Source organism: Propioniciclava sp. (genome assembly GCF_047602245.1).
Taxonomy (GTDB): domain Bacteria; phylum Actinomycetota; class Actinomycetes; order Propionibacteriales; family Propionibacteriaceae; genus Propioniciclava.
In genome coordinates, this window is record NZ_JASGHT010000001.1 from 2,801,458 (window position 1) to 2,825,562 (window position 24,105).

A 24,105-nucleotide genomic window follows, 5' to 3' on the forward strand; every position below is an offset into this window, starting at 1 on the left:
TGAGTATCGCTGTGGTGGTGCGCATTGTCGGTGGCGGAGTGCAGGATGGGGTCATGGGTGCAGTCTCAAGGCTTGACGAACAGCAGCGCATTCTGCGGTTCTGGTGGATGTTGGAACTGTTCAGTCCGCAGCCGGTGCCGAAGCCGACATCGGCTGCGGCGGTGGGTTCAGATCAGCGGGTCATCGAATGGCCGGGAAAGGGACGCGACGCGCGGTTGCCGTGGGAGCGCCTGGAGCCACCCAAGCTCCGTGACGGAAAGCGGTGGGTGTGGGAACACACGCTGTATCTAGGTGTCTATCAGCTTGAGGACACCTACGAGATATTGCACCAGTTCTTCCACGATGACCGGGATGCATACGACGAACGGCCCGGGGGAACCAGCGCGTGTGCCGGTGTTCTTGTCGATCAAGACGGTCGTATAGCGGTGGGTTCGGCGGTGCTGTCCTCCGCTTTGTGGGCTGTGTCGCGGATACGTTCGCTGGGTCCGCGGAATCTCGGTTGGGCCGATGGATTCAGTGCGGCACAGGATGCCTTCGTCAAGATGCTCGATGCCCACGAGGTCGAACGGGCAGAGGATGCTGCCGAGCAGTCTGCTCTTGACGCGGACTCGATGTATGCGTTGACACGGCTAGCGCACGCGTCTGCCGGAATTGATGGCGTCGAGAACCTCGCGACTCAGCGGGTGATCATCAAGAGTGTGATGGTGCCTGCGGATCGTCCAGACGATGAGATCGATATGGACTTCCTTAACAGCTTCTTCCTTGAAGATCTCAATCTGGTTCGATCGCGGATTTCGGACGACGGCGGCGGTAGTGCACTCAATATGTACCTCACCGGCGACGCCTCCCTTGACGTGGCTAGACGGGTTGATGTGATTAAAGTTCCCTCCGTCGTGGACGCCAGTGTCTCGATCGACCGACTCCCGCTGGGTCGTTGGCCGTCTGACCCTGAGCACACTCTTGCGCTGAGCCAGCAGTTTGCGGTGAATCATGCGCTCAAAGACCTCGCCGGTGCGGGTGGGCTGATGGGCGTTAATGGTCCACCCGGCACGGGAAAGACAACCATGCTGCGCGATATTCTGGCCGGCAATGTGGTTGAGCGTGCCCGGCGGCTTTCCTCGCTCCGACGCCCAGATGATGCGTTCGTCTCCGGGCAGCACCGCTGGAATCAAGGAGGGTATCTGAGGGAAGTCCCCGAACTTCGTGCTGATTTGACCGGCTTCGAAATGGTGGTGGCATCAGCCAACAATGCGGCCGTCGACAACGTCACCGTTGAGATTCCCTCCACCGCAGCGATTGATAGCCGGTGGCCGGGTGGGGTCGACTACTTTGCCGATATCGCCACTGAGGTGCTCCGTGCTGGAGGCAGTGCCCCAGTTTCTGGCGAGGGTGAGCCGTTACGCGCCTGGGGGCTTGTCGCAGCCAGGCTCGGCAACAAGCGGAACCGCTCGAACTTTCGCCGGCGGTTCTGGTTCGATACCACCGACAAGGCGGATGATTCAGCGGCCGGTCGTACGCCAGGCATGTACGCAACGCTTGAGACGTGGGTTGGAAAGGAAGGCGAACGCACCAATTGGGCAGACGCGCGCAGTGCCTTCGCGAAAGCCGAAGCGAAGGTTCAGGCACTGATTGATGAGCGACATCAGGCCCAACAACGCAGGCGACAACTGATGGAGGCCGTCGCCCACGAAAATCAGTTGTTGGGGTGGCTCGACCAACTGAACGGAACCTACCGTCGTCTCGAAGATGAGCTTGCGTCACATCAGCTAGGGGAAGTTTCGTTGCGAGCCGAATGTGAACGAGCGGCGGGACGCTATGAGCGGCATAGGGAAAGCAAGTCAGGGGTCATTGAGGCCGTTCTCACGTTCGGTCGTGCTCGAATCGAGTGGCGTGAGAAGTCGGTAGCGCTGTCCGATATCCTGTCGCGTTCCGAAGGTTCCTACAAAAAGTCAGTTGCGGATGGTCTCCTCCTTCGGGATCAAATAAATGGAAGTATGGCCGCTATTTCCGGTGTCGAATCAGATCTCGCGCACACGCGAAAAGTCCGGACTCAGATCAGCGCGGACTGCGACGGAGATAGGCAGAGATTTGGTGCCGCATATCCGGACGAGAGTGGGGGTGGAGACCAGCGCGAGTTGCGCGCCCCTTGGCTTGATTCAGAACTGGATGCCGCACGATCGGAACTTTTCCTTGCCGCGCTTCAGCTTCATCGAGATTTCCTGACTTGTACCGCGGAGAAGATGCGGGACTGGTTGCGCGCAGCCACCGAGGTGGTCGCGGGGATAGTGCCCCATGATCTATCTCCCGAGAAACGTGTCGCAGCGTGGCGGTTGTTCTTTCTCGTTGTGCCGATGGTGTCAACGACATTCGCCTCGCTCGGGCGCATGTTCGGTGACATCGGACAAGAGTCAATCGGATGGCTGCTCATTGACGAGGCCGGCCAGGCTTCTCCGCAGTACGCCGTTGGTGGGATCTGGCGTGCCCGCCGTGTCGTTGCGGTTGGGGATCCGCTCCAATTGCAACCTGTCGTGACGATCCCGCGTAAGGTGCAGCGGGATATCGCAGCGACCTACGGTGTCTTACCGACGTGGATACCGCCACAAGCGTCTGTCCAGACTCTTGCAGACCGTGTCTCCGTCTATGGTACGACGCTTCCGCAAGGAGATGCAGACATGTGGGTCAGTGCGCCCCTGCGCGTCCACCGCCGTTGCGACGATCCGATGTTCTCGTTGTGCAACGAGATTGCTTATGACGGGATCATGGTGAACGGTGTGATCCGCCGTCTTGATGACCCTGGCAACCCCGATCTGTTCGACGGGTCAATGGGTCCGCTCATCGCGACGAGTCGATGGATACACCTGCCTGCCCGAACGCCCGGAACTCACCTTCAAAAAGAGGAGATCGTTCGGCTGAAAATGATATTGGACGACCTCATTTACCGGAGTCTCATCCCGGCATCGAAGATCATCGTCATCTCCCCGTTTCGGGCGATCGCCGACGCTCTGCGGGCGATGGCGCCAAGCTACCCCGGACTGCGCGCCGGAACGATCCATACGGCTCAAGGGCGCGAAGCGCCTGTGGTGATCCTTCTCCTCGGTGGCGACCCGGCGAAGCCTGGCGCCAAGGCGTGGGCATCCGGGAGCGTGAACCTGGTTAACGTGGCCGTCAGCCGCGCCCAGCGGAGGCTCTACGTGATCGGCGACCGCCACGCCGGGAAAAGTGCAACTATTTCGCCCAACTCTCGGTCGCATTGCGTGAGGATTAGTGGCGTGGCAGGGGAGTAGGCCTCGGGTGGGGTGAGATGTAGCAGATGTTTCGATGCTCTAGTGGCGGAGGTGCCGGCTGGGCTATGGGGCGGCGACATCGTGGTCACGAGGCTGATGTGGGAAGAATCGGGCTGGTAGTCCGACCCGAAAGTTCTCACCTCTTGTCGGCGTCGTTCTTGGTGGTGGCCGCTGGTGGCTCGCGTCCGAGGTATCACGGACGGCGGGCGTGGCCTCTTCTTTGCCAATAGGGCGTCCGGAGAGGACGGCCGTCAACCAAGGGAGAGACCCATGACCGGGAAATCCACATTGCGCGCTCCGCTGCGGATGCTGATCGCGTTCATGCTCGCCGTGGTCGGTGCCGCGGGAGCGACCGTCGTCAACGCGGTGCCGGCTCACGCGCTCTGCATCACCTCGCCGCTGGCCGGTACGTGGAGCAACGTCGATCCGAATACCAGGTCGGTGACCAAGGCGGTCGTCAGCCAGAGCTGCGACGATGTCGTGCTCTGCCCGGTCGGTGAGCCGTGCACCGGCGGCGGTGGCAGCCAGCTCTACATTCGTCCGTTCGGCAAGTGCCACCCGAGTGACTGCGACTGGGGGACGAGTCGGCTGACCCGGCAGTCCGACGGCTGGTACATGACGCGGTACGTGCACAGCTGGGCGACCAAGACCGTCTGGGTGAAGACCTATCAGTACTGGGGGCGCACCTACCTGCGCTTCTACGTCTACACCGACTTCACCGCGGCGGACGGCCGCACCGACTACGTCTCCGATGAGTGGATGCTGAAGTAGGAACTCGTGAAACGGCGAAGCCGGCCGAGCATGGTGGACGCTCGGCCGGCTTCGCCGTTGCGGAGTGGGCCGTCGCACTCAGACCCAGGCGCCGGCCCCCTATGGTTATGATGAGTAGCGAAATGTTATGATCAATAACTATGGATGTGGTGAGAGTTTCCCAGGAGTTCGGGCAGGTCGCTGTCGAGGTGGAGGGCAATGGCCCGCTGGTGGTGTGCGTGCCGGGAATGGGGGAGTCGCGGGCGTCGTTCCGGCACCTGCTGCCCGGCCTGGCCGCGGCCGGCTATCGCGCCGCCGCGATGGATCTGCGCGGTCACGGCGACAGTGCGGTGGAGTTCGATGCCTACGACGATCCGGCCACCGCGCGCGACATCCTGGCTGTCATCGAGGCGCTCGGCGGCCGGGCAGCGGCCGTGATCGGCAACTCGATGGGGGCCGCCGCGGCCGTGATCGCCGCCGCCGAAAACCCGGACGCCGTCGGTCGCCTGGTGCTGATCGGGCCGTTCGTGCGCGACCACGGCCCGGCCGCGATGCGCGGGGTGATGCGGGCGCTGCTGGCGAAGCCATGGGGCCCGGCGGTGTGGAGCAGGTACCACGCGTCGCTGTTCGGCGAGCGGCGTCCGGACGACCACGACGAGCAGCTGCGCCGCACGCACGCGCTGCTGCGGCGTCCGGGGCGGTGGCGGGCGTTCCAGCAGACCGCGCGCACCTCGCATGCTCCCGCCGAAGCGATGCTCGGTCGGGTGGCGTCGCCGGCGCTGGTGGTCATGGGCGAGCGCGATCCCGACTTCCGCGATCCCGAGGCCGAAGCCGTCTGGATCGCGCAGGCCCTGCGCGGTCAGCACCGGATGATTCCGGGTGCCGGGCACTATCCGCAAGCCGAACAGGCGGACGCCGTGCTCGCCGAGGTGCTGGCGTTCCTCGCGGAGGAGGGCGCTCATGGCTGAGCGGCTCACCCGCGCCAAGGTCGTCGCGTACGCCGCCGACCTCGCCGACGAACTCGGACTCGAACAGGTCACCTTCACCCGACTGGGCCGCTCGCTCGGCATCGCCCCACCCGGGGTGTACCGCCATGTCACCGACGTCGCCGATCTGCGTGGCGCGATCGGGCAACTGGCCGCGCACGAGGCGTCCGTCGTGGTGTCGAAAGCCTGCGCGGGACTCTCCGGGCGCGAGGCGCTGAGCGGCATCATCGCGGCGCTGCGCGGCTGGGCGAACGACCATCCGGGGCGCTACGCCGCGCTCCAGGTCGCGCCCGACCTCGACGACGCCGAAGGGCAGGCGGCGGCCGGTGAGATCCTCGCGGTGATCGCGTCCGCGTTGCGGGCCTACGCGTTGTCGGGGGACGACCTCACCGACGCGGTCCGCCTCATTCGCAGCACGACGCACGGGTTCATCTCGCTGGAACTGTCCGGAGGGTTCAAGCAGCCGCGTCCGCTGGCCACCACACTCGATCGAGTCATCGATGCTCTCGACACTGTGTTGCGCTCGTGGGGGGAGGCCGGCTCCACTGGTCACGCGAGTTGACGTGCCCGGCCGAGCAGAGTCTGGACGCCGATCGGTCACGATGTGCGGCCGCCTAGCGCATCAACGAGATGATCATGCGCATCTTCTCGGTTGAATCGGAGGGTGTGTACTGGTCGGACGAGATGCCGCTGGCGTCCAGGGAGGAACCGCTGAACCTGAGTGTGTGGTGGCGTCCGCTGAGCGGCCACTCGAGGACGACGCTGCGCTCGCCCGCGCCGCCGGCGTATTGCACGCCCTCCAGGAACGATACGAGTGCCGCGATGGCCGGGTCGGACAGGCTGATCGCCTCGGCGCTCGGCATCTCCGCCAGCGTCACGTGGTAGCGCACCTGATCGTTGCCGACCGCATCGACGGCCAGGTCCGTGGTGTGAGGCAGCAGGCCGCCGAGTTGGCGAGAAGGCACACTGGCCAGGGTGTCGCCGGGGGCGACCGAGATCGCGTGCGTGTCGAGGGTCGCGGCGCGGGTCAGGTTGGGGCAGCCGCCGTCGGGTCGGGAAAGCACCCGCCACAGCGTGTCGAATTCCTGCAAGGAGGATGAGTATTCCGACGAGCAGAAGAACTCGGGGGTATAGCCGTTGCGTGTGGTGGCGGACGAGGCTCCGGCTTCGATTTCGGAGGCGAGTGCGGCGAGGGGGATTTCTGACACATCGAACGAACTGTCCAGATTGATGCTCGCCTCGATGGTGCCGCCGTGGTATTCCTGCCTGAAAACAAGGGTCGAGCGAAGAGGTTCGGCGATTTCCTTGATCTGGCGCACCGTCGCGTAGGCGTCCTCAATGCTCTGGTCGGGCGTGCCTGTCACCGTCACGACCAGTCGCGATACGGCATCGGTGCGCGTCTCGGTCTGCACGCTTTCCACGCCGGCGACCGCCGCCACGTTCGCCTCGACCTGGCCTTGACTGGCGCGCATCCTGATGCTCGGTCCGGCGAGAGAAAAAATGACGAAGGCCACCATTGATACGCCTGCGACCATGGCGAAGAGGAGAATGGCATACGGCCATTTCGAGTGTTTTTTCTGCGGCGGCGGCGCGGGCGGATGCATGGTGGATCGACTCTAACATGGCCGGTGCTGGCGTCGATTGAGACGGCGCGACGGGGTACTTTTCCACGGCGTCCTTGCGTGGACGCCCCACGCAAGGCTCGCGGAGGCCGGAATCCCGGATCGGGCCGTCGTCAGTCGGCGCCGAAGATGTCGCGGCTGTAGACCTTGCCGGCGACATCGGCCAGGTCGTCGGTGATCCGGTTGGCGACGATCACGTCCGCCAGCGCCTTGAACGCGGCCAGGCTGCCGACCACCGGAGCCCCGGAGAACCGCGGCTCGTCCAGCAGCGGCTCATAGACGATCACCCGGCAGCCGCGCTCGATCAGGCGCCGCATCACGCCTTGCACCGACGAGGAGCGGAAGTTGTCCGAGCCGGCTTTCATCGCCAGCCGATGGACGCCGACCACGGATGGACGCAGGGCAAGGATCTCGGAGACGATGAAATCCATCCGCAACTCGTTGGAGTCCACCACGGCGCGGATCAGGGTCTGCGGCACGTCGTCGTAGGTGGCCAGCAGCTGCCGGGTGTCCTTCGGCAGGCAGTAGCCGCCGTAGCCGAAGCTCGGGTTGTTGTAGTGGGTGCCGATTCGCGGGTCGAGCCCGACGCCTTCGATGATTGCACGAGCGTTGAGCCCGTGCGAGGCCGCGTAGGTGTCCAACTCGTTGTGGAACGCCACCCGCAGCGCGAGGTAGGTGTTCGCGAACAGCTTCACCGACTCCGCCTCGGCGCACGACATGAATCGCACCGGCACCTCGGCGTGGGCCGACACCTCGACCAGCAGCGACGCGAACGCGTGCGCGGCTGGCACGTCGGGGCTGACGATGACGCGCGAGGGGTGCAGGTTGTCGTGCAACGCGCGGCCCTCGCGCAGGAACTCCGGGCTGAACAGCACCTGCAGGCCGGAGCGCCGGGCGAGGTCCTCGGTGTAGCCGACCGGGATCGTCGACCGGATGACCACCGTCGCCGACGGCGCCCAGCGCGCCACCTGGGCGGCCGCGCTCTCCACGGCCGAGGTGTCGAAGGATCCGGCCCGCTCGTCGTAGTCGGTGGGCGTCGCGATCACCACGAACCGGGCACCGGCCAGGGCGCTCGCGGCGCTCGTGGAGGCGCGCAGATTCAGCGGGGCGTGGCGCAAGAAGGACGCCAGCCCGGCATCCTCGACCGGCGGCAGGCGATGGTTGAGGCGATCGACGCGGGCGGCATCGATATCGAGCACCGCGACGTGATGGCGCTGCGAGAGCAGCACGGCGAGGGCTGCGCCGACATAGCCGGCACCGATCACTGCAATCTTCATGAGCCGGGACATTAGGCGTGCGACCAGCCCCGATCGTCCTAACGAAGAGCTTTCTCACCAACGCCTCACCGTCATCTCACCCGCGCCTTCGAGACTGGTGCGGGAAGGGAGGTGACCGCCATGACGACCGTTGTCTTGTACTCGCACGACTCCGTGGGGCTGGGGCATGCACGCCGCAATCGTGCACTCGCGTTCACGCTGGCGTCCGCATTGCCGGCCTTGATCGGCGAGCCGGTTCGCGGGCTGCTGATCGCCGGCCATCCGGACGCCTCGCGCGACTCGCTGCCGCCGGGCTGGGACTGGCTGGTGCTGCCCGGGGTGACGCACGGCACCACCTCAACGGGTGCGCGTGGCTATGTCGCTCGCGCCTTGGACGCCGGCCCGGCGCGGATGCGGGCACTGCGCGGTTCGGTGGTGCGGGCCGCCGTGGATGCGCTCGACCCGGATCTGTTCGTCGTCGACCGGCATCCCTACGGCGCCGACCGGGAACTCGCCGGCGTCCTCGACCGGCTCCGCGATAACGGATGCCGCACGGTGCTCGGCCTACGCGACGTCCTGGACGCCCCCGGCGCGGCCGCCGCCGAATGGGCCCGCCTCGGCGACGCACGCCGGCTCGCGGACGCCTTCGACGCCGTCTGGCTTTACGGCGACACTGGCGTCCATGACGCCCGGACCACCGGCGAACTTCCCGGAGTGCTCGCTGACAAGGCCATTCCCACCGGCTATCTTGCCCGGGGGCGTCCGCCGGCCACCGGTGGGGCTCCGCGGGGTCCGTACGTGCTCACCTTGTTGGGCGGCGGATCGGACGGGCGTGATCTCGCCGAGCTGGCGGTGGCCGCCGAGGTCCCGGAGGGGCATGAGCATCTGGTGGTGACCGGTCCTCAACTGCCGCCGGAGCATGCTGCGCACCTCAACGCACTGAGTGCCCGTCAGGCCACCGGGGGCCGGGGGACCACCATCGTCCGCACCGCGCCGAACGTTCCCGAGTTGATCGCGCGGGCGTCCGCGGTGGTGTCGATGTGCGGCTACAACACCGCCACCGAGATCATGGCGTCCAGCACGCCCGCGCTGGTGCTGCCCCGCACCCAGCGGCGCCTGGAGCAGGAGCTGCGCGCCCGCGGGCTGGCCTCGGTCGGCGCTCTCGACCATCGGCCGCTGGCCGCCGTCACACCGGACGACCTGTCCGGCTGGCTGGCCGGCGCCGTCGGACGCCGCACCACCCGGCACCACTTGGACCTGGACGGCCTGCGGCGGGTTCCTCAGCTGGCCGCCGCACTCCTCGACCGCACCCCCGTCGCCCACACCAGGAAGCGCTGCCATGCCCAGTGATGCCCCCGCCACGCCCAAGATCGGCTACGTCCTCAAGATGTATCCGCGCTTCTCCGAGACCTTCATCGTGTCGGAGATCCTGGCCCGCGAGGCTGCCGGCGAGCAGATCGTCGTCTACTCGCTGCGCCCGCCCGCCGGTACCCGGTTCCATGCCGAACTCGCCCGGGTGCAGGCGCCCGCCCATCAGGTGCCGCGTGCCTCCAGCGCCCGCGGGTTCTGGGCGAGCTGGGCGTCTGCGGGCGACGACCCGGCGCTGGCTACGGGGATCTCCCGCGCGCTGCCCCTGTTGCTGGCCGCCGCCCATGATGATGCCGAGCAGGCGATCGCGGTGGCCCGGATGGCGCTCGCCCACGGCGTCACCCATCTGCACGCCCATTTCGCGTCCACCGCCACCACCGTCGCCCGGCTGGCGGCGGCGATCGCCGGGCTGCCGTACTCGTTCACCGCACACGCCAAGGACATCTTCCACGCCGGCGTCGACCCGGCCGACCTGCAGGCGAAGCTCCGCGACGCCCATCACGCCGTCACGATCAGCGACTACAACCGCCGCCATCTGCGCTCCACCTTCGGCCCGGACGCCTGCGCGCGGCTGCGCCTGGTGCGCAACGGGCTGGAACTCGACCGGTTCCCCTACCTGCCCCGCACCCAGCCGGCGCCGGTTCCGCGACTGCTCGCGGTCGGACGCCTCGTCGAGAAGAAGGGCTTCGCCCTGCTCGTGGACGCCGTCGCCCGCCTCCGCGACCGAGGCATCGTCTGCACCCTCGACATCGTCGGGGACGGCCCGCTGCGCGAGCCGCTGGCCGAGCAGATCGCCCGGCTGGATCTCAGCGACCGGGTCTGGTTGCGCGGGCCGCGCACCCAGTCGGAGGTGGGCGCGATGCTGCGCGGGCACGACCTGTTCGTCGCCCCCTTCGTGGTCGGCTCCGACGGCAACGCCGATGGTCTGCCCACCGTGCTGCTCGAGGCGATGGCCAGCGGCATCCCCTGCGTGGCCGCGGCCGTGACCGCGGTGCCCGAGGTGATCCGCGACGGCGAGACCGGATGGCTGGTGCCCACCGGCGATGTCGACGCCCTCACCGACGCCCTCATCGCAGCGCTGAACGCCGGCGCCGAGAGCGCCAGGATCACCGATGCCGCCCAGCGCCTGGTCCGCCGGATGCACGACTCCCGCGCCCAGGCGGCCACGTTGCGCGTCCTGGTCACCGATCCTCCCCCGGCTTGCGGCCAGATCGATCGCGCGCCGATGGAGGTGTCCGCATGAGGATCGCCTACGTGTTGCTCGACCCCGGCATCGGGGTGTTCGGGACCAAGGGAGCATCGGTTCACGTCCAGGAAATGATCCGCGCGATGCGCGCCGCGGGCCAGCAGGTGACCGTGTTCTGCACCCGCGCCGACGATCAGGTTCCCGCCGATCTGGCCGACCTGGACGTCCGGCGCATCCGGCTGCCGCGCACCGACGCCGCCGGCCGCGAGGCCGCCATCGCCGAGGCGAGCGCCCGGATCGCCGCACTCATCGATGACGAGGGATTCGACGGCGTCTACGAGCGCTACTCGCTGTTCAGCCGGACGCTGGCGCTGGTCGCCGGTGGGCTGCCGTGCGTGCTCGAGGTGAACGCTCCGCTGATCAGCGAGCAGGCCGCCCATCGGGTGCTGGTGAATGCCGCCGACGCCGAGGACGCCACCACCGCGCAGTTCGCCGCCGCCACCGTGATCGCCTGCGTGAGCCCCGCGGTCGCCGACTGGGTGGCCGGCTACGGCATCCCCCGCGAGCGGGTGCTCGTGGTGCCGAACGGCGTGAACACCGACCGCTTCCGGGTGGGCCCTTCCCTCCGCTCGGATCAGAATGAGGACGCCGTCGAGCCCGGGCAGGCCCCAGCGCCGGCGGTGGGGGAGCAGGCCGGACGCGTCCGGGCCGGATTCGTCGGCACGCTGAAGCCGTGGCACGGCACTGAGGTGCTGGTGCGCGCCCTCGCTCACGCACCCCAGGTCGAGCTGGTGATCTGCGGCACCGGGCCGCAAGAGGACGCCTTGCGCGCGCTGGCCGCCGAGCGTGGCGTCGCCGAACGCGTCCGGTTCTTGGGGGCGGTCGCGCCCGAGTCGGTTCCGTCCGTGCTCGCCGGCCTCGATCTGGCCGTCGCGCCCTACCCGCCCGGCGACCACTACTTCTCACCGCTGAAGGTGTACGAGTACCTGGCCGCCGGCCTGCCCGTCGTCGCCTCCGCGATCGGCAGCCTGCTCGGCCTGCTGGCCGAGTGCGGCGTCCTGGTGCCGCCCGGCGACGAGGACGCCCTCGGCGCCGCGCTCGCCGCCCTGGCCGCCGACCCCGCCCGGCGCCGTGCGCTCGGTGAGGCCGGACGCCGCATCGCCGTCGCCGAACACGACTGGCGGCAACGCCACGCGATGATCGTCACTGCCTGTGAGGAGCTCGGCCGATGACCGCCGACACCAACACGGCCACCGCTCCTGACCCAGGCACGGCGTCCGCCGCGACCAAGCGGACGAAACCCTCGGCCTCCTCGCCGCTGCGGCGCACCCTCGGCGTCCTCACACCCCATCTGCGGCGCCACCTCGGACTGTGCGTATTCGGGCTGATCGCGATGCTGCTCGACGTCGTCTTCCGGGTGCTGGAACCCTGGCCGCTCAAGATCGCCCTCGACGCCGTCACCCAGGCGCTCGGCGCCGAGATCGCGCACACCGTCGGGCTGGGCACGGACCTGACCGTCACCATCATCACCGCCGCGGTCGCCACCGCGGTGATCGTCGCGGGCCGCGCGGCCGGCAACTACGCGTCCACGATCGCCTTCGCCAAGGTGGGCGCCCGGGTCGCCACCGAGCTGCGTTCGGCCGTCTTCCACCACGTCCAGTCGCTGTCGATGCGCTACCACGCGCGCGCCTCGGTGGGCGACACCGCGCAGCGGCTCGTCGGCGACATCGGACGCCTGCAGGAGGTCGCAGTCACCGCGGGCCTGCCCCTGGTCGGCAACGTCGTGACGATCGGCGTCCTCGTCGGGGTGATGGCCGTGCTCGACCCGGCCCTCACCCTCGTCATCGCCGCCGCGGCCGCCGGTTACCTGCTGCTGTCGATGATCGCCTCGCCGCGGATCACCCGGGCCTCGCGCGCCACCCGCAAGGGTGAGGGTGCCCTGGTCAGCTCGGCGGCCGAAGCGCTGGCGGCGATCCGGGTGGTGAAGTCCTACGGTCTGGAGAACGAGGTGGCGCACGGCTTCGCCGACGGCAACGCCCAAGCGCTCAAGGCCGGTGTCCGCGCCCGGCGCCTCGCGGCGGCCCTGGAGCGTTCCACCGACATCATGGTCGGTGTCGCACAGGCAGTGGTGCTGGGCTTCGGAAGCTGGCAGGTGCTGCATCAGCAGATGACGCCCGGCGACCTGGTGTTGTTCCTGATGTACCTCAAGATCGCGATGAAGCCGCTGCGCGACGTGGCCAAATACACCGGGCGGATCGCGCGCGCCGCGGCGTCCGGGGAGAGGATCGCCGACCTGCTCGACGAGCCCGTCGAGATCGCCGATCACCCCTGGGCCCGGCCGCTGTACCGGGTCCGTGGCGAGGTGTGGTTCGACCGGGTCAGCGCGCGCGACGGGCATGGGCGTCCCCTGTTCGACCGGCTCGGGCTGCGTATTCCTGCCGGCCAGCAGGTGGGCGTGCTGGGGCCTTCCGGCGCGGGCAAGACCACGCTGGTCTCCTACCTGCTCCGGCTCGCCGAGCCCGACTACGGCCGGGTGTTCATCGACGGAATCCCGGTGACCAGCACCACCCAGGCCAGCCTGCGGCAGCAGGTGTCGGTACTGCTGCAGGAGTCGGTGCTGTTCGCCACCACGGTGCGGGAGAACATCCGGTTCGGACGCCTCGACGCCACCGACGCCGAGGTTGAGGACGCCGCCCGGCGCGCCGGCATCGACGGCTTCCTGCGCACCCTGCCCGAGGGCTACGACACCGTGCTCGGCCAGCGCGGAGACACCCTGTCAGGAGGCCAGCGGCAACGGATCGCCCTCGCGCGGGCGATCGTCCGGCGCGCGCCCATCGTGGTGCTCGACGAGGCTACCGCCGGGCTCGACCCGGTGGTGAAGGCGCAGGTGGTCGACTCGCTGCAGGAGCTCACCCGGGACCGCACCACGATCGCGATCACGCACGATCTGGCGATGATCGCCGGCCTCGACCGCGTCCTCTGGATCGAGGGTGGCCGGGTGGTCGAGGACGGCACGCCCGCCGACCTGGCCGCCGATCCCACCAGCCGGTTCGCCCGGTGGGTCAGCGCTCAGACCGAGGGTGCACGATGACCGCCCTGCGCCCGAGTTCGCCGAGTGTTGGCGAGCGGCTCGCCTTGCCGCGCGCCGATCTGCTCCTCGATGCCGAGCGGCTGTCGGGCCTGCTCGGTGAATCCGTGGCGGTGCGGCGGGTGCGGGCCAAGCCGGGACGCAGCCTGCTGGTGTCCTGGGACCGCACCCGACCGCGCGGCGACGACGCCGACCACGGGTGGGCGATGCTCCTCGACGACCCCGACAAGGTGGCCGGACTGCTGCGCCGCGCCGACCGGGCGTCCGGTTCGGTGCGCGACCACGGCGGCGGCCTGTTCAGCGGCGACCTCAGCACCGACCCTCGGCTGGCGACACCGGTCCGGCATGCGCTCGGCGCGCGACCGGTCACCTCGATGGGCCGGGTGCTGCGCTACAACCCAGGCCGGCGGCTGATCCTGGCCGCCGAGGACGCCCACGGCGCGGTCGTGCTGCGGATCGCCGCGCGCCCGCTCACCGGACTGGTCGCGATCAGCCGGCGCTGGGCGGACGCCGGCGTGCCGACCCTTCCGCACCGCTGGTGGCACCGGCCCTCCGGCGCGGCCGGTGCGCGGCGTGCCACCGCGGCCGCAGCCGACTTCTGGGGCGAGGGCGATCTGGCCGCCGTCCCCAGCACGAAGATCGCCTGCGCGGCCGGTGTAGCGACCGCCCGGCTTCATGCGCTGCCGTGGCAGGCCGCCTTCACCGGCCCTCACGCCCCGGGGGCCGCCTGCGCGGTCGCCGCGGTTCCGCCGCACGAGTTACCTCCCGCTCTCGCCCCGGCCTCCCGTTGTCCGGCCATCCCCTCGGGGACGGGCGCGATCACCGGCCTGCTCCCTCACCTCACCGGTGAGGTCGCGGCGCTGCGCGTGGCGCTGCGTGATCTGCCCGCGGCGCCCGTCGTGCCGTGCCACGGTGATCTGTCGCCCGATCAGGTGTTGAGCGACGGTGACGATCTGCGCATCATCGATCTCGACCGGGCCGGCCCGGGCCATCCCGGGCTCGACGCCGGCACCTGGCTCGCCTGGTGCCGGCTCCACGATGCCGCGGATCTCGCCGCGGCCTTCCTGGCCGGCTACCGGACGGTCGCTCCCGTCCCCGACCTGCGCCCGTGGATCGCCCGGGCCCTGCTCGCCTGCGCGATCGACCCGTTCCGGCACGCGCACGCGGACTGGGAAGCCGAGGTCGCCTTCCGCGTCCGTGCCGCCCGCCAAGCCCTGACCGACCCGCCCCACCTGACCGACCCGCCCCAGGAGATGTGATGACCGCCGTGCTGCCACCCCTCGCCGCCGACCTCGACGGCGCGCGCTGGACCGTCCACCGTGCCTGGGCCGCCGAGCGCGGTTCGATGCCGGTCGAGTTGCGCCGCGACGGCCGGGTGCGCGGCGGCTACTGGGACGGCGTCCGGTTCACCGTGCTGCCACCGGACGCCGATGGCCGCCTTCCGGCGCTCGGCGAGGCCTGCCGGCGTGGCGGCGCCCCCGGGGTGGTGGTGTCGCATCGCCCGGGACGCCGCGCCGTGGTCCGCGGGGGAGACGGCGCCTACCGCAAGGTGGTGCGCCCGGGCCGGGCGGCGAGCGTGCTCGCGGGAGTGTCCCGGGCCGCGGCCTTCGACGGCCCCTTCCGGATGCCGGCCGTCCTGGATCACAACGACGCCGTGGTCGCCTTCGCCGCCCTGCCCGGACGGAGCCTGCACGAGGGCGAGGGCTGGTCCCTCGCTGAATGGGACCGCGCCTGGGGCGAGGTGCTCGCCGCCTGGGCGGAGGCCGTCGCCCGCGGCGTCCGCATCGACGGCTGGCCGGTGCACGACGCCGAATCCGAGGCCCGCGTGCTGAGCGAATGGGTCGACCGGGCAGCCCCCTACGGAGCCCCGGCTCCCGGGTGGAGGGAGGCATGCGAGCGCACGATCACCCGCCTGCTCCGCCTCGGGCCATCCCCGGCAGGTGCCCGCCCGATCCACCGCGATCTACACGACAAGCAACTGCTCTGGGACGCCGTGGCCGGGCCCGGCCTTCTCGACGTCGACACGGCGTGCGCCGGCGAACCGGCGATCGACCTGGGCAACCTGCGCGCCCATGCCCGGTGGCGGCACCTGCAAGGCCTGTGGACCGCCGAGCAGACCACCCGGGTGACCGGTCACATCGACGCCGTCTCGCTGGGTGCCGGCTGTGCGCCCGAGCGGGTGCTGGTATTCCAGGACGCCGCCCTGCTGCGGCTGAGCTGCGTCTACGCGATGCGTCCCCGCTGGCGCCCTCGGGTACCGGCCCTTCTGCCGGCCGGCACGATCGTGACCGGGAGCGCATGATGAGGCACAGTGGAAGGATGCTCCGCACCTTGATCGGTCTGGCCGGCGGCCTGCTCCTGCTGCTGGGCGTCGCGGGGTGCCAGGGGCCGCGCGGCTACGCGCCGGCGCTCGGCGACGCCGTCGTCCTGGGCACGCCGACCGCTGCCCCCTCGGTGGAGCCGATCCCGTCGGAGGAACCCACGCCGTCGGTGGCGCCCACGTCCGATCCGCCGCCGGTCGAAGTGCCGCCGGTGGAGGTGCCACCGACCCGTTCGTCGCCCCCCTCCCGGCCGGGCGCCAGCGAGCTGCCGCGCCCCTCCTGGCCGACCGCGGGCCTGCACGACGACGATGACGACGACCGCGACGACGATGACGACGGCGACGAGGATGATGACGACGATGACGACTGACGGAACGCGCGGCCGCCGCATCCGTCGCCGGCGGACGCTCACCACCCGCGCCCGCGTTCTGGCCTGGTTCAGCGGGGTGATGGCCACCGCGCTGCTGGGAACGCTGCTGATCACCGCCGAGATCCTGCTGTCCTCGGCGCGGGCCGAGGTCGAGGGCGAACTGACCCACGAGATCGCCAAGTTCCGCACGTTCACCGAGCGTGCCGTTGAGCCCGCCACCGGAGCGCCCTACTCCGCGCCCGGGCCGCTGATCGAGGCCTACTTGGCGGGCGTCACCCCCAACGACGGCGAACTGCTGTTCAGCGTGGTCGACGGTCGCCCCGGCGTCCGCACTCACGGACAGACCGCGCTGCGCCTCGACCGGGACCAGGAGGTAGTGCGCCGGGCCGCCAGCACGACCGTGCCCGTTTCCGGCGAGGTGCAGTCCGAGATGGGAGCGGTGGCCTACGCGATCGTGCCGGTGCTCACCGCCGACGGCCGGCCCGGCAGCAGCCTGGTGCTGGTCGAGCACGCGCAGCGGGGCATCGACCAGGCCTGGTGGACGGTGCGGATCCTGGGGCTCACCTTCGCGGGCGCTTTGCTGCTGGCCGCCGCGGCGTCCTGGTTCATCGCCGGCCGGCTGCTGGCACCGCTGCGCCAGGTGCGCGAGACCGCCGAGGAGATCCATTCGGGCGATCTGAGCCGCCGCATTCCGGTCCGGTCCGGGGCGCCCCACGACGACGTGGCGCTGCTGGCGGGCACGTTCAACCGCATGCTCGGACGCCTCCAGCGTGCCTTCGACACCCAACGGGAATGGCTCGACGACGCCGCGCACGAGCTCCGGACGCCGCTCACGGTGATCCGCGGGCACCTGGAACTGCCCAGCGCGGAACGCACCGAGGAGGACCGGCTGCTGATGCTGGAGGAGGTCGACCGGATGAACCGCCTGGTCGACGACCTGTTGCTGCTGGCCCGCGCCGAGAAACCAGACTTCCTCACCTTCGAGCGGGTCGACCTGACCGACCTGGTCATCGGCGTCGTCGCCAAGGCGCAACTGCTGGGCGACCGCCGCTGGGACGTCCCGTTCGCCGTCGACGGCGACGTCACCGCGGACGGCCAACGGCTCACCCAGGCGCTGATGCAACTGGTCGCCAACGCGGTTGACTCGACCGCTGCGGGCGACGCGGTGCATGTCTGGTCGCGGGTCGACGGTGACGCGCTCCAGCTGATCGTGGAGGACAGCGGTCCCGGAATCGCGCCCGAGCACCGTGAGCGCGTCTTCGAGCGGTTCCACCACGGCGGGGTGGCGTCGACCTCGACCGGCCTGGGGCTGTCCATCGTCCGCTCGATCGTGCAGGCGCACGGCGGCGGCATCGCCATCGAGGACTCGGCGCTGGGCGGGGCTGCGTTCGTGATCAGCCTGCCGTTGACTACGCTGGACCCGACGTTCGCGCACAGCTCGCCCGAGGAGGACGCCGCATGACACGCATCCTTCTGGCCGAGGACGAGCCACGCATCGCCGAGTTCGTCCACCGCGGGCTGACCGCGTCCGGATTCGTCGTCGACGTGGTGCACGACGGTCCAGCGGCTCTCGCCCATGCGGCACGCGGCGAGCACGACCTGATGGTGCTCGATCTCGGCCTGCCCGGCCTGGACGGGATGGCAGTGCTGGCCGAGCTACGCCGCAGCGGCTCGGCGATGCCGGTGATCATCCTGTCCGCGCGAGACACGGTGGCCGACACGGTCGCAGGCCTGAAGGGCGGCGCGGACGACTACCTGCGCAAGCCGTTCGCGTTCGAGGAACTGCTCGCCCGGGTCCGGCTGCGGCTGCGCGGCGGCACCGGCCTGCCCGCGGAAGACCCCGAGCTCACCGCCGGCGGCATCACGCTCAACCTGCTCACCCGCCGCCTGCTCGTGAACGGCCGCTGGATCGACCTGACCGCGCGCGAGTTCGCCCTCGCCGAATACCTGATGCGCCACCCCGATCAGGTGGTCTCCCGCGAGCAACTGCTCAGCGGTGTGTGGGGGCTCGACTTCAGCCCGGGAACCAACGTCGTCAACGTCTACATCCGCTACCTGCGCGCCAAGGTGGGCGAGGACCGGATCGAGACCGTCCGCGGCGCCGGCTACCGATTCCGCGCCTGACCCCGGCCAGGGCGTTCCCGGGTTAGGGTGAAGATCATCCTGTCGATCCGTCAGGAGGTCGGACGGTGTATGACCCGCGTCAGGTGGCCATCCTGGTCAAGTTCGGGAGCAGGCCCGCCTTCGAGGACAAGACCGGCGTCTGTCAGGGCTATCGCGTCGAGGGCAGCGTCGTTCGGGTGACCCTGCCCAAAGGGGGAGGGGCCGAGGAATATCCGGTCCGTGCGGACGGGTTCCTCCTGCTCCAGAACCCGGCCCCCGTCGCCACCGCTACGAGCCATCTCGTGATCGTCAACGGCCGGGTCGAGGAGGACGCGTCCGAGGTCTGGCGCTTCGACGGGGCGGGCGCGTCCTGGCTCCGGGTGTTTATTCTGAGCGACGGCGCCGAGACGTACCGCACCTACCCGGACGACGAGGTGGAACTGCTGCCCAGGGCCCACCTCGGCGCCGGTGCGGAGGTGCTCGGCTACCTCCGGCGCCTCGTCGGCGGCCTGCCCGGGGACGACCCGCTGCGGCCTCCCTATCGGGAGATGCGCTTCCTCCACGATGACAGCGCGCTCGTGCGCTACCTGGAGGCCCGGACCATCGAGCGCAATTCGGTCCCGAAGGAAGCGCCGTCGTCGCCGGTGTTCCCCTTCTCGTTCAACCCCAGCCAGCGTGAGGCTGTCGAGAAGGCGCTGGAGCACCCGCTGTCGGTGATCGACGGCCCACCCGGCACGGGCAAGACCCAGACCATCCTCAATCTGGTGGCGAACATCCTGCTCATCCCGGGCGCCACCGTCGGCGTGGTGTCGTTCAACAATGCCGCGGTCGACAACGTGCGCAGCAAACTGGACGCCGAAGGTCTCGGCTTCGTCACCGCTTGGCTGGGGAACAAGGACAAGCGCGAGACCTTCTTCGGGGCTCAGTCCGGGCGCAACCGGCAGGTGAGGGAGTTCCTCGCTCAGGAACCACCCGATGAGGTTGATTCGCGCGAACTCGCTGCGGAGGCAGGACGCCTGCTCGCTCTCCAAAAACTCGACTGCAGCGTTGCACGCGCCCGCGAGCGGCTGTCGGCCCACATCGTTGAGCAACGGTATTTCGAGGCGCACCTCCCGGCCGAAGGCCTCCCCGAACTGGACGGGATCCCGCTGCTGAAGCGGTCACCCGAGCGGATCATCCGCTACCTCGCCGAATCCGACTATGCCGATGCGGGCACGGCCTTCGATCGCCTTGTCGGGCGGATCAAGGGGTACTTCCTCTTCGGTTCGACGCGCATGCTCGACCCCGAGGACATCCAGACCGTGCTGCAGTTGCAGCGCGTCTTCTACCGCAAGCGCATCGAAGAGATCACCGCCGAGATCGTGGAGGGTGAGACACGGCTGGCGCGCGAGGACTACGAGACGCTGGCTGAACGGCATCGTGCGCTGTCGTTACGTGCCCTGTATTCCGCGCTGGACCAGCGCTACCGCGAGGTGCGGCTGACCGAGCACGACTCGCGAGGGTACAAGAGGCGATTCGCCCGGTTCTCCGCCGACTATCCCGTCATCTTGAGCACGTGCCATTCGCTGCGCAGGAACCTGCCCGATGGCTACCTGCTGGACTACCTGATCATCGATGAGGCCTCCCAAGTGGACCTGCTCACGGCGTCCTTGGCGATGTCGGTGTGCCGCACTTTGATCGTCGTCGGGGACGAACGGCAACTCCCACAGATCTCGAACACGGAAGCCCTGCGGTACGCCGGCCAGGCGCCTCATTCCGCCTACGACTACCAGCGGCACAGCATCCTCACCTCGCTGGTCGCGCTCTACGGCAACACCTTGCCCCGGACGATGCTGCGCGAGCACTACCGCTGCCATCCCGACATCATCGGCTTCTGCAACAAGAAGTTCTACCGTGACCAACTCGTCCCTTTCACCCGGGGTAACCCGGGGGACACGCCGCTGCGCCTCATTCGCACCTCACCGGGGAACCACATGCGGCGCTACAGCGGCGGTGGGAATATCAACCAGCGGGAGGCCGAACTCGTCGCTCGCCGGGTGATCCCCGAGCACTTCGCCGGCGTCGAGCCCGAACGGATCGGCATCGTCACCCCCTACCGGCGGCAGGTCGGCACGATCACTGCCGCGCTCGGCGACGAGCTTCTCGACCAGGGATCGCAGGTCGACACCGTGCACAAGTTCCAGGGCCGGGAGAAGGACATCGTGATCATGTCCGCCGTCCTGGACGGAACACGGCAGGGCGCCATCGCCTCCAAGTTCGCCGACGACGAGCACCTGATCAACGTGGCGGTGTCCCGGGCGGTCCAACAGTTAGTGCTGGTCACCCACCACGAGGACCTGCCGCGTGCACGCAATCTCCGCGATCTGGCCGGCTACATCGGCTATCGCTACCCCGCAGAGGTCAAGGTCGACCACACCCTCCTGTCGGTGTTCGATCTTCTCTACCAGGAGTACTCCCACCATCTCCGGCCGCTCGCCGCGCGGCTCCGCGGCGACATGCGGTACCGGTCGGAAGACATTGTCTGGACGCTGCTCGGCGACCTTCTCGACCAGCCTGAGTATGCGTACCTGGAGGTCGGGTCGCACGTCATGCTCCGCAACCTCATCGCCTCCCTCGACCGGCTCTCGGCCGAGCAGCGGGCCTTCGTCAGAACCATCGCGCACCTCGACTTCGTCATCTACAACCGGATCACCAACCGCCCGGTGCTCGCCATTGAGGTCGATGGCTTCGCCCACCACGCGAATGATCCGGTCCAGCTTGCCCGCGACGCGACCAAGGATGCTCTCTGCGCGGCCATTGGCCTGCCCGTGCTGAGGCTGGCCACCACCGGCAGCGATGAGGAGGCCCGCATCGTCGCCGCTCTCAAGGACGTAGGTGAAGGCTGAATCGCCCGCGGGCGTGACGTGCGTGCATGAGGACCATCGACGGGTCTGGTTCGACGTGGACGCGGCCGAGGGGGAGCCGTCCCGGTGGCTCACCTTGATCGGCTCCCGGGTGCTGCGTCGGTGGGACGGGGCGGGTGAGTCCCGGAGGCGTCAGGAGATCAGACCGTGGCGCGCCAGCGCCAGACGGAGCCCGTCCTCCCCGACGGAGGCGGTCACCTCGTCCGCGGCGTCCTTGACGTGCTGCGGCGCGTTGCCCATCGCGATCCCCAGCCCCGCATAGGCGAGCATCTCCAGATCGTTGTCGCTGTCGCCGAGGGCGACGGCGACCGCGCTCGACAGGCCGAGATGGGCGAGGACCACCTGCATGGCGGTCGCCTTGTGCACGTCCGGCATCAGGAGCTCGCCGCTGTGATAGCCGTAGTAGGGCATCGAGGACGCCACGACCCGGAAGCCGGTGAGTTCGGCGCGGATCTCATCGAAGGTGATGCCGCCCTCGAACATGAACCGGGCCATGCTGACCTCGCGCCGAGGCCGTGGGTCGATGTCGATCCGGTTCAGGAAGGACAGGATGCCGCGGCGCATCTCGGCGAGGCGGACGGCGTCCGGGTACTGCTCGTGCACCTTGCTCTCGAGCTGGTCGCGGAACGCGCGGGTGCCGAACACCCCGGTCAATCCCTCGAACCCGTAGTCGACCCCGTGGGCGTCGAAGAAATCGGCGGCCCGGTCGATCTGCTCGGCGCTCATCGACCGATGGAAGAGTTCGACGCCGCCCACCTCGGCGTACGCGCCCGAGGCCGCGACCATGCCGTCGAAACCGACCTCGGTGACCTCGTCCCACAGCTTGGCGCCGGAACGCCCGGTGCACAGGAACGCCAGATGGCCGCGCGCGCGGGCCTCGCGGATCGCGTCCCGGGCACTGCCGGGCACGCGTCCGTCGCGCCCGATCAGGGTGCCGTCGACGTCGATGAAGATCGCGCGACGCCCCGTCACGGGAGGCGAGGAGGGGGATCGCACCACGATCAGTCGATGAGACCGTGACGCAGGAGCGCCTTGGCGATGCCGTCCTCGGTGACCGAGGCGGTGATGTCGTCGGCGATCTCCTTGATGCGCGGCGTGGCGTTGCCCATCGCGATGCCCAGGCCCGCGTAGCCCATCATCTCCACATCGTTGTCGCTGTCACCGATGGCAACCGAGTCCGCCGGATCGAGACCGAGATGGTTCAGGACGGCCTCCATGCCGGCGGCCTTGTGCACGCCGACCATCTGCAGTTCGCCCGAGTAGTAGCCGTAGGACGGCATCGAGGAACCGATGATGTGGAAATCGCTCAACTCTTCGCGGATCTCGTCGAAGGTGATGCCGCCCTCGAACATGAACATCGCCTTGCTGACCGGACGCGTCGGGCGCGGGTCGTCCTCGAGCCGGTCGATGAAGGACAGGATGCCGCGGCGCATCTCGGCGAGCCGATCCGGATCCGGGTACTCCTCGGCGATCTTGCTGACGAGTTGATCGCGGAAGGTGCGGGTGCCGAAAAGCCCGTAGGCGCCCTCGAAGGTGTAGGCGATGCCCTGGCCGGTGAAGAAGTCGGCCAGGCGGTTGATCTGATCGGCGTCCAGATGCTGGTGCAGCAGTTCGGTGTCGCCCACCGCCGCGAAGGCACCGGCACCGGCGACCATGCCGTCGAAGCCGAGGTCGGTGATCTCGGGCCACAACTCGGGGCGAGAACGCCCGGTGCACAGGAAGACCCAGTGCCCGTTCGCGCTGGCGGCGCGCACGGCGGCCTTGGCGCTGTCCGGAATGTGGCCGTGATGGTCGATCAGGGTGCCGTCGACGTCGATGAAGATCGACCGTCCGGTTCTAGGGCGCGTGGCAGGGGCTGCGTCGTGAGGCTGTTCATGCACGGTGCGGATTCTATAGGGAGGGTGGGCGCCGCCCTGAAGGGGTATTTCGTACTGCTCAACGGCGAGACGCCGCCAAGAACATCAGTGCCACTGACAATGCCCGGGGACGAGCAGTACAAAATGCGCACCCTTGCGCTGCGACCGACCGTACCGGCGGTGTAGGCCCTCGGGGTAGCGTGTGCGCGGTGACCGCCAAGAACACCTCGCGCCCACGCCGGCGCTGGCCGGCCGTCCTCCTCGCGCTGCTCGTCGGGCTGCTCGGGTACGGGATCGGCGTCGCGCAGCCGATCGTGCTGCGCTCGCCGCTCGTGGTGGGGCAGGACGCCGTGGTCGACGGTGTTCCCGCGGGTAGCACGCGCGCGTTTGTCGCTGAGGCCGGGGGACGGGTGCTCGTGATCGAGCCCACCAACCGGCCGGTGACCACCGCGTTCGTGCTCTACCCCGGCGGCCTGGTCCGGCCGCAGGCCTACGAGTGGCTCGGTCACGCGCTGGCCGCGCGCGGCGTCCGGACCCTCATCCCTGAGTTCCTCGCTGACCTGGCCGTCACCGGCGCCGACCGGGCCGAGGCGGTCGCGGGCACGCTCGCGCCCGGACTGCCGGTGGTGGTCGGTGGGCATTCCCTGGGCGGGGTGATGGCCGCGCGCTACGCCGCGGCGCACCCGGACGCCGTGGAAGGGCTGATCCTGATGGGTGCCTATTCCGAGGACTCCACCGACCTCACCGCCGCGACCTTCGACGCGCTGGTGCTGCGCGGCGGCGACGACGCGATCGCGGCGGCCGACAAGGTCGAGGCCGGGGTCACCCGGCTGCCGTCGGCGACCCGGGTGGAGGTGATCGACGGTGCGCCGCACAGTTTCTTCGGGCGCTACGGCCCGCAGAGCGGTGACGGAATCCCGCAGGTTTCGCGGGCCCAGGCCGAAGCGCAGATCGCGGACGCGATCGGAGGGTTCCTCGCCGGCGTGGGCTGACGCGAACCGCTTCGTGGCGT

The 24,105-nt window shown here is 69.2% G+C and carries 19 protein-coding genes; 15 read left to right on the forward strand and 4 right to left on the reverse strand.

Annotated elements, in window-relative coordinates; translation table 11 throughout:
• Window positions 1-14: 14 nt before the first annotated feature.
• The 4 genes from QM708_RS13255 to QM708_RS13270 all read left to right on the forward strand — a co-directional run bounded on the left by QM708_RS13255 (window position 15) and on the right by QM708_RS13270 (window position 5,582).
• Complete coding sequence (locus QM708_RS13255; RefSeq protein ID WP_415109365.1) at window positions 15-3,284, forward strand: DEAD/DEAH box helicase; 3,270 nt, start codon at window positions 15-17, stop codon at window positions 3,282-3,284.
• 270 nt (window positions 3,285-3,554) lie between these two features.
• Window positions 3,555-4,055 carry a hypothetical protein gene (locus tag QM708_RS13260; RefSeq protein ID WP_415109368.1) on the forward strand — a complete coding sequence of 167 codons (501 nt, stop codon included), beginning with the start codon at window positions 3,555-3,557 and terminating at the stop codon, window positions 4,053-4,055.
• 149 nt (window positions 4,056-4,204) lie between these two features.
• Complete coding sequence (locus tag QM708_RS13265) at window positions 4,205-5,002, forward strand: alpha/beta fold hydrolase (RefSeq protein WP_415109371.1); 798 nt, start codon at window positions 4,205-4,207, stop codon at window positions 5,000-5,002.
• Window positions 4,995-5,582: a TetR/AcrR family transcriptional regulator gene (locus QM708_RS13270; RefSeq protein ID WP_415109374.1), complete on the forward strand. Its 588-nt coding sequence runs from the start codon at window positions 4,995-4,997 to the stop codon at window positions 5,580-5,582. The genes QM708_RS13265 and QM708_RS13270 overlap by 8 nt, the downstream gene beginning before the upstream one ends.
• Before the next feature lie 52 nt (window positions 5,583-5,634).
• Here QM708_RS13270 and QM708_RS13275 read toward each other — a convergent pair whose 3' ends face one another.
• The gene (locus QM708_RS13275) at window positions 5,635-6,624 is read right to left on the reverse strand and encodes a hypothetical protein (protein WP_415109376.1); all 990 of its coding nucleotides are present in this window, start codon (window positions 6,622-6,624) and stop codon (window positions 5,635-5,637) included.
• Window positions 6,625-6,755: 131 nt separating this feature from the next.
• A complete protein-coding gene (locus tag QM708_RS13280) occupies window positions 6,756-7,919 on the reverse strand; it encodes a nucleotide sugar dehydrogenase (protein WP_415109378.1) in 1,164 nt (387 codons plus the stop codon).
• Window positions 7,920-8,039: 120 nt separating this feature from the next.
• On the opposite strand from QM708_RS13280, the gene QM708_RS13285 reads away from it, so the two are divergent.
• The 10 genes from QM708_RS13285 (at window position 8,040) to QM708_RS13330 (ending at window position 21,219) form a co-directional block, all read left to right on the forward strand.
• On the forward strand, window positions 8,040-9,248 hold the full coding sequence (locus tag QM708_RS13285; protein WP_415109381.1) for a glycosyltransferase family protein: 1,209 nt from the start codon (window positions 8,040-8,042) through the stop codon (window positions 9,246-9,248).
• A complete protein-coding gene (locus tag QM708_RS13290) occupies window positions 9,238-10,509 on the forward strand; it encodes a glycosyltransferase family 4 protein (protein WP_415109384.1) in 1,272 nt (423 codons plus the stop codon). Before QM708_RS13285 ends, QM708_RS13290 begins: the two co-directional genes overlap by 11 nt.
• Window positions 10,506-11,684 carry a glycosyltransferase gene (locus QM708_RS13295; RefSeq protein WP_415109387.1) on the forward strand — a complete coding sequence of 393 codons (1,179 nt, stop codon included), beginning with the start codon at window positions 10,506-10,508 and terminating at the stop codon, window positions 11,682-11,684. The genes QM708_RS13290 and QM708_RS13295 overlap by 4 nt, the downstream gene beginning before the upstream one ends.
• Window positions 11,681-13,543: an ABC transporter ATP-binding protein gene (locus tag QM708_RS13300; RefSeq protein WP_415109390.1), complete on the forward strand. Its 1,863-nt coding sequence runs from the start codon at window positions 11,681-11,683 to the stop codon at window positions 13,541-13,543. Before QM708_RS13295 ends, QM708_RS13300 begins: the two co-directional genes overlap by 4 nt.
• Complete coding sequence (locus tag QM708_RS13305; RefSeq protein ID WP_415109393.1) at window positions 13,540-14,799, forward strand: phosphotransferase; 1,260 nt, start codon at window positions 13,540-13,542, stop codon at window positions 14,797-14,799. Before QM708_RS13300 ends, QM708_RS13305 begins: the two co-directional genes overlap by 4 nt.
• Complete coding sequence (locus QM708_RS13310) at window positions 14,799-15,842, forward strand: hypothetical protein (RefSeq protein ID WP_415109396.1); 1,044 nt, start codon at window positions 14,799-14,801, stop codon at window positions 15,840-15,842. Before QM708_RS13305 ends, QM708_RS13310 begins: the two co-directional genes overlap by 1 nt.
• A gap of 17 nt (window positions 15,843-15,859) precedes the next feature.
• Window positions 15,860-16,231: a hypothetical protein gene (locus QM708_RS13315; RefSeq protein ID WP_415109399.1), complete on the forward strand. Its 372-nt coding sequence runs from the start codon at window positions 15,860-15,862 to the stop codon at window positions 16,229-16,231.
• A complete protein-coding gene (locus tag QM708_RS13320) occupies window positions 16,221-17,693 on the forward strand; it encodes an ATP-binding protein (RefSeq protein ID WP_415109401.1) in 1,473 nt (490 codons plus the stop codon). Before QM708_RS13315 ends, QM708_RS13320 begins: the two co-directional genes overlap by 11 nt.
• On the forward strand, window positions 17,690-18,355 hold the full coding sequence (locus QM708_RS13325; RefSeq protein ID WP_415109404.1) for a response regulator transcription factor: 666 nt from the start codon (window positions 17,690-17,692) through the stop codon (window positions 18,353-18,355). Before QM708_RS13320 ends, QM708_RS13325 begins: the two co-directional genes overlap by 4 nt.
• Window positions 18,356-18,420: 65 nt before the next feature.
• Complete coding sequence (locus QM708_RS13330) at window positions 18,421-21,219, forward strand: AAA domain-containing protein (RefSeq protein WP_415109407.1); 2,799 nt, start codon at window positions 18,421-18,423, stop codon at window positions 21,217-21,219.
• A gap of 150 nt (window positions 21,220-21,369) precedes the next feature.
• Here QM708_RS13330 and QM708_RS13335 read toward each other — a convergent pair whose 3' ends face one another.
• Window positions 21,370-22,209, reverse strand: coding sequence for a Cof-type HAD-IIB family hydrolase (locus QM708_RS13335; RefSeq protein ID WP_415109410.1), 840 nt, complete (start codon window positions 22,207-22,209; stop codon window positions 21,370-21,372).
• A gap of 29 nt (window positions 22,210-22,238) precedes the next feature.
• Complete coding sequence (locus QM708_RS13340; RefSeq protein WP_415109413.1) at window positions 22,239-23,117, reverse strand: HAD family hydrolase; 879 nt, start codon at window positions 23,115-23,117, stop codon at window positions 22,239-22,241.
• Window positions 23,118-23,302: 185 nt separating this feature from the next.
• Between QM708_RS13340 and QM708_RS13345 the strand changes: the two genes are divergently transcribed.
• Window positions 23,303-24,085, forward strand: a complete 783-nt coding sequence (locus QM708_RS13345; RefSeq protein WP_415109416.1) for an alpha/beta fold hydrolase — start codon at window positions 23,303-23,305, stop codon at window positions 24,083-24,085.
• The last annotated feature ends 20 nt before the right edge of the window (window positions 24,086-24,105 follow it).

Excerpts from the sequence above, each read along its gene's own strand:
- QM708_RS13295 (WP_415109387.1), top strand. The coding sequence starts at position 10,506 with ATGAGGATCGCCTACGTGTTGCTCGACCCCGGCATCGGGGTGTTCGGG.
- QM708_RS13270 (WP_415109374.1), top strand. The coding sequence starts at position 4,995 with ATGGCTGAGCGGCTCACCCGCGCCAAGGTCGTCGCGTACGCCGCCGAC.
- QM708_RS13290 (WP_415109384.1), top strand. The coding sequence starts at position 9,238 with ATGCCCAGTGATGCCCCCGCCACGCCCAAGATCGGCTACGTCCTCAAG.
- QM708_RS13300 (WP_415109390.1), top strand. The coding sequence starts at position 11,681 with ATGACCGCCGACACCAACACGGCCACCGCTCCTGACCCAGGCACGGCG.
- QM708_RS13275 (WP_415109376.1), bottom strand. The coding sequence starts at position 6,624 with ATGCATCCGCCCGCGCCGCCGCCGCAGAAAAAACACTCGAAATGGCCG.
- QM708_RS13285 (WP_415109381.1), top strand. The coding sequence starts at position 8,040 with ATGACGACCGTTGTCTTGTACTCGCACGACTCCGTGGGGCTGGGGCAT.
- QM708_RS13260 (WP_415109368.1), top strand. The coding sequence starts at position 3,555 with ATGACCGGGAAATCCACATTGCGCGCTCCGCTGCGGATGCTGATCGCG.
- QM708_RS13310 (WP_415109396.1), top strand. The coding sequence starts at position 14,799 with ATGACCGCCGTGCTGCCACCCCTCGCCGCCGACCTCGACGGCGCGCGC.
- QM708_RS13325 (WP_415109404.1), top strand. The coding sequence starts at position 17,690 with ATGACACGCATCCTTCTGGCCGAGGACGAGCCACGCATCGCCGAGTTC.
- QM708_RS13320 (WP_415109401.1), top strand. The coding sequence starts at position 16,221 with ATGACGACTGACGGAACGCGCGGCCGCCGCATCCGTCGCCGGCGGACG.
- QM708_RS13305 (WP_415109393.1), top strand. The coding sequence starts at position 13,540 with ATGACCGCCCTGCGCCCGAGTTCGCCGAGTGTTGGCGAGCGGCTCGCC.
- QM708_RS13315 (WP_415109399.1), top strand. The coding sequence starts at position 15,860 with ATGCTCCGCACCTTGATCGGTCTGGCCGGCGGCCTGCTCCTGCTGCTG.
- QM708_RS13280 (WP_415109378.1), bottom strand. The coding sequence starts at position 7,919 with ATGAAGATTGCAGTGATCGGTGCCGGCTATGTCGGCGCAGCCCTCGCC.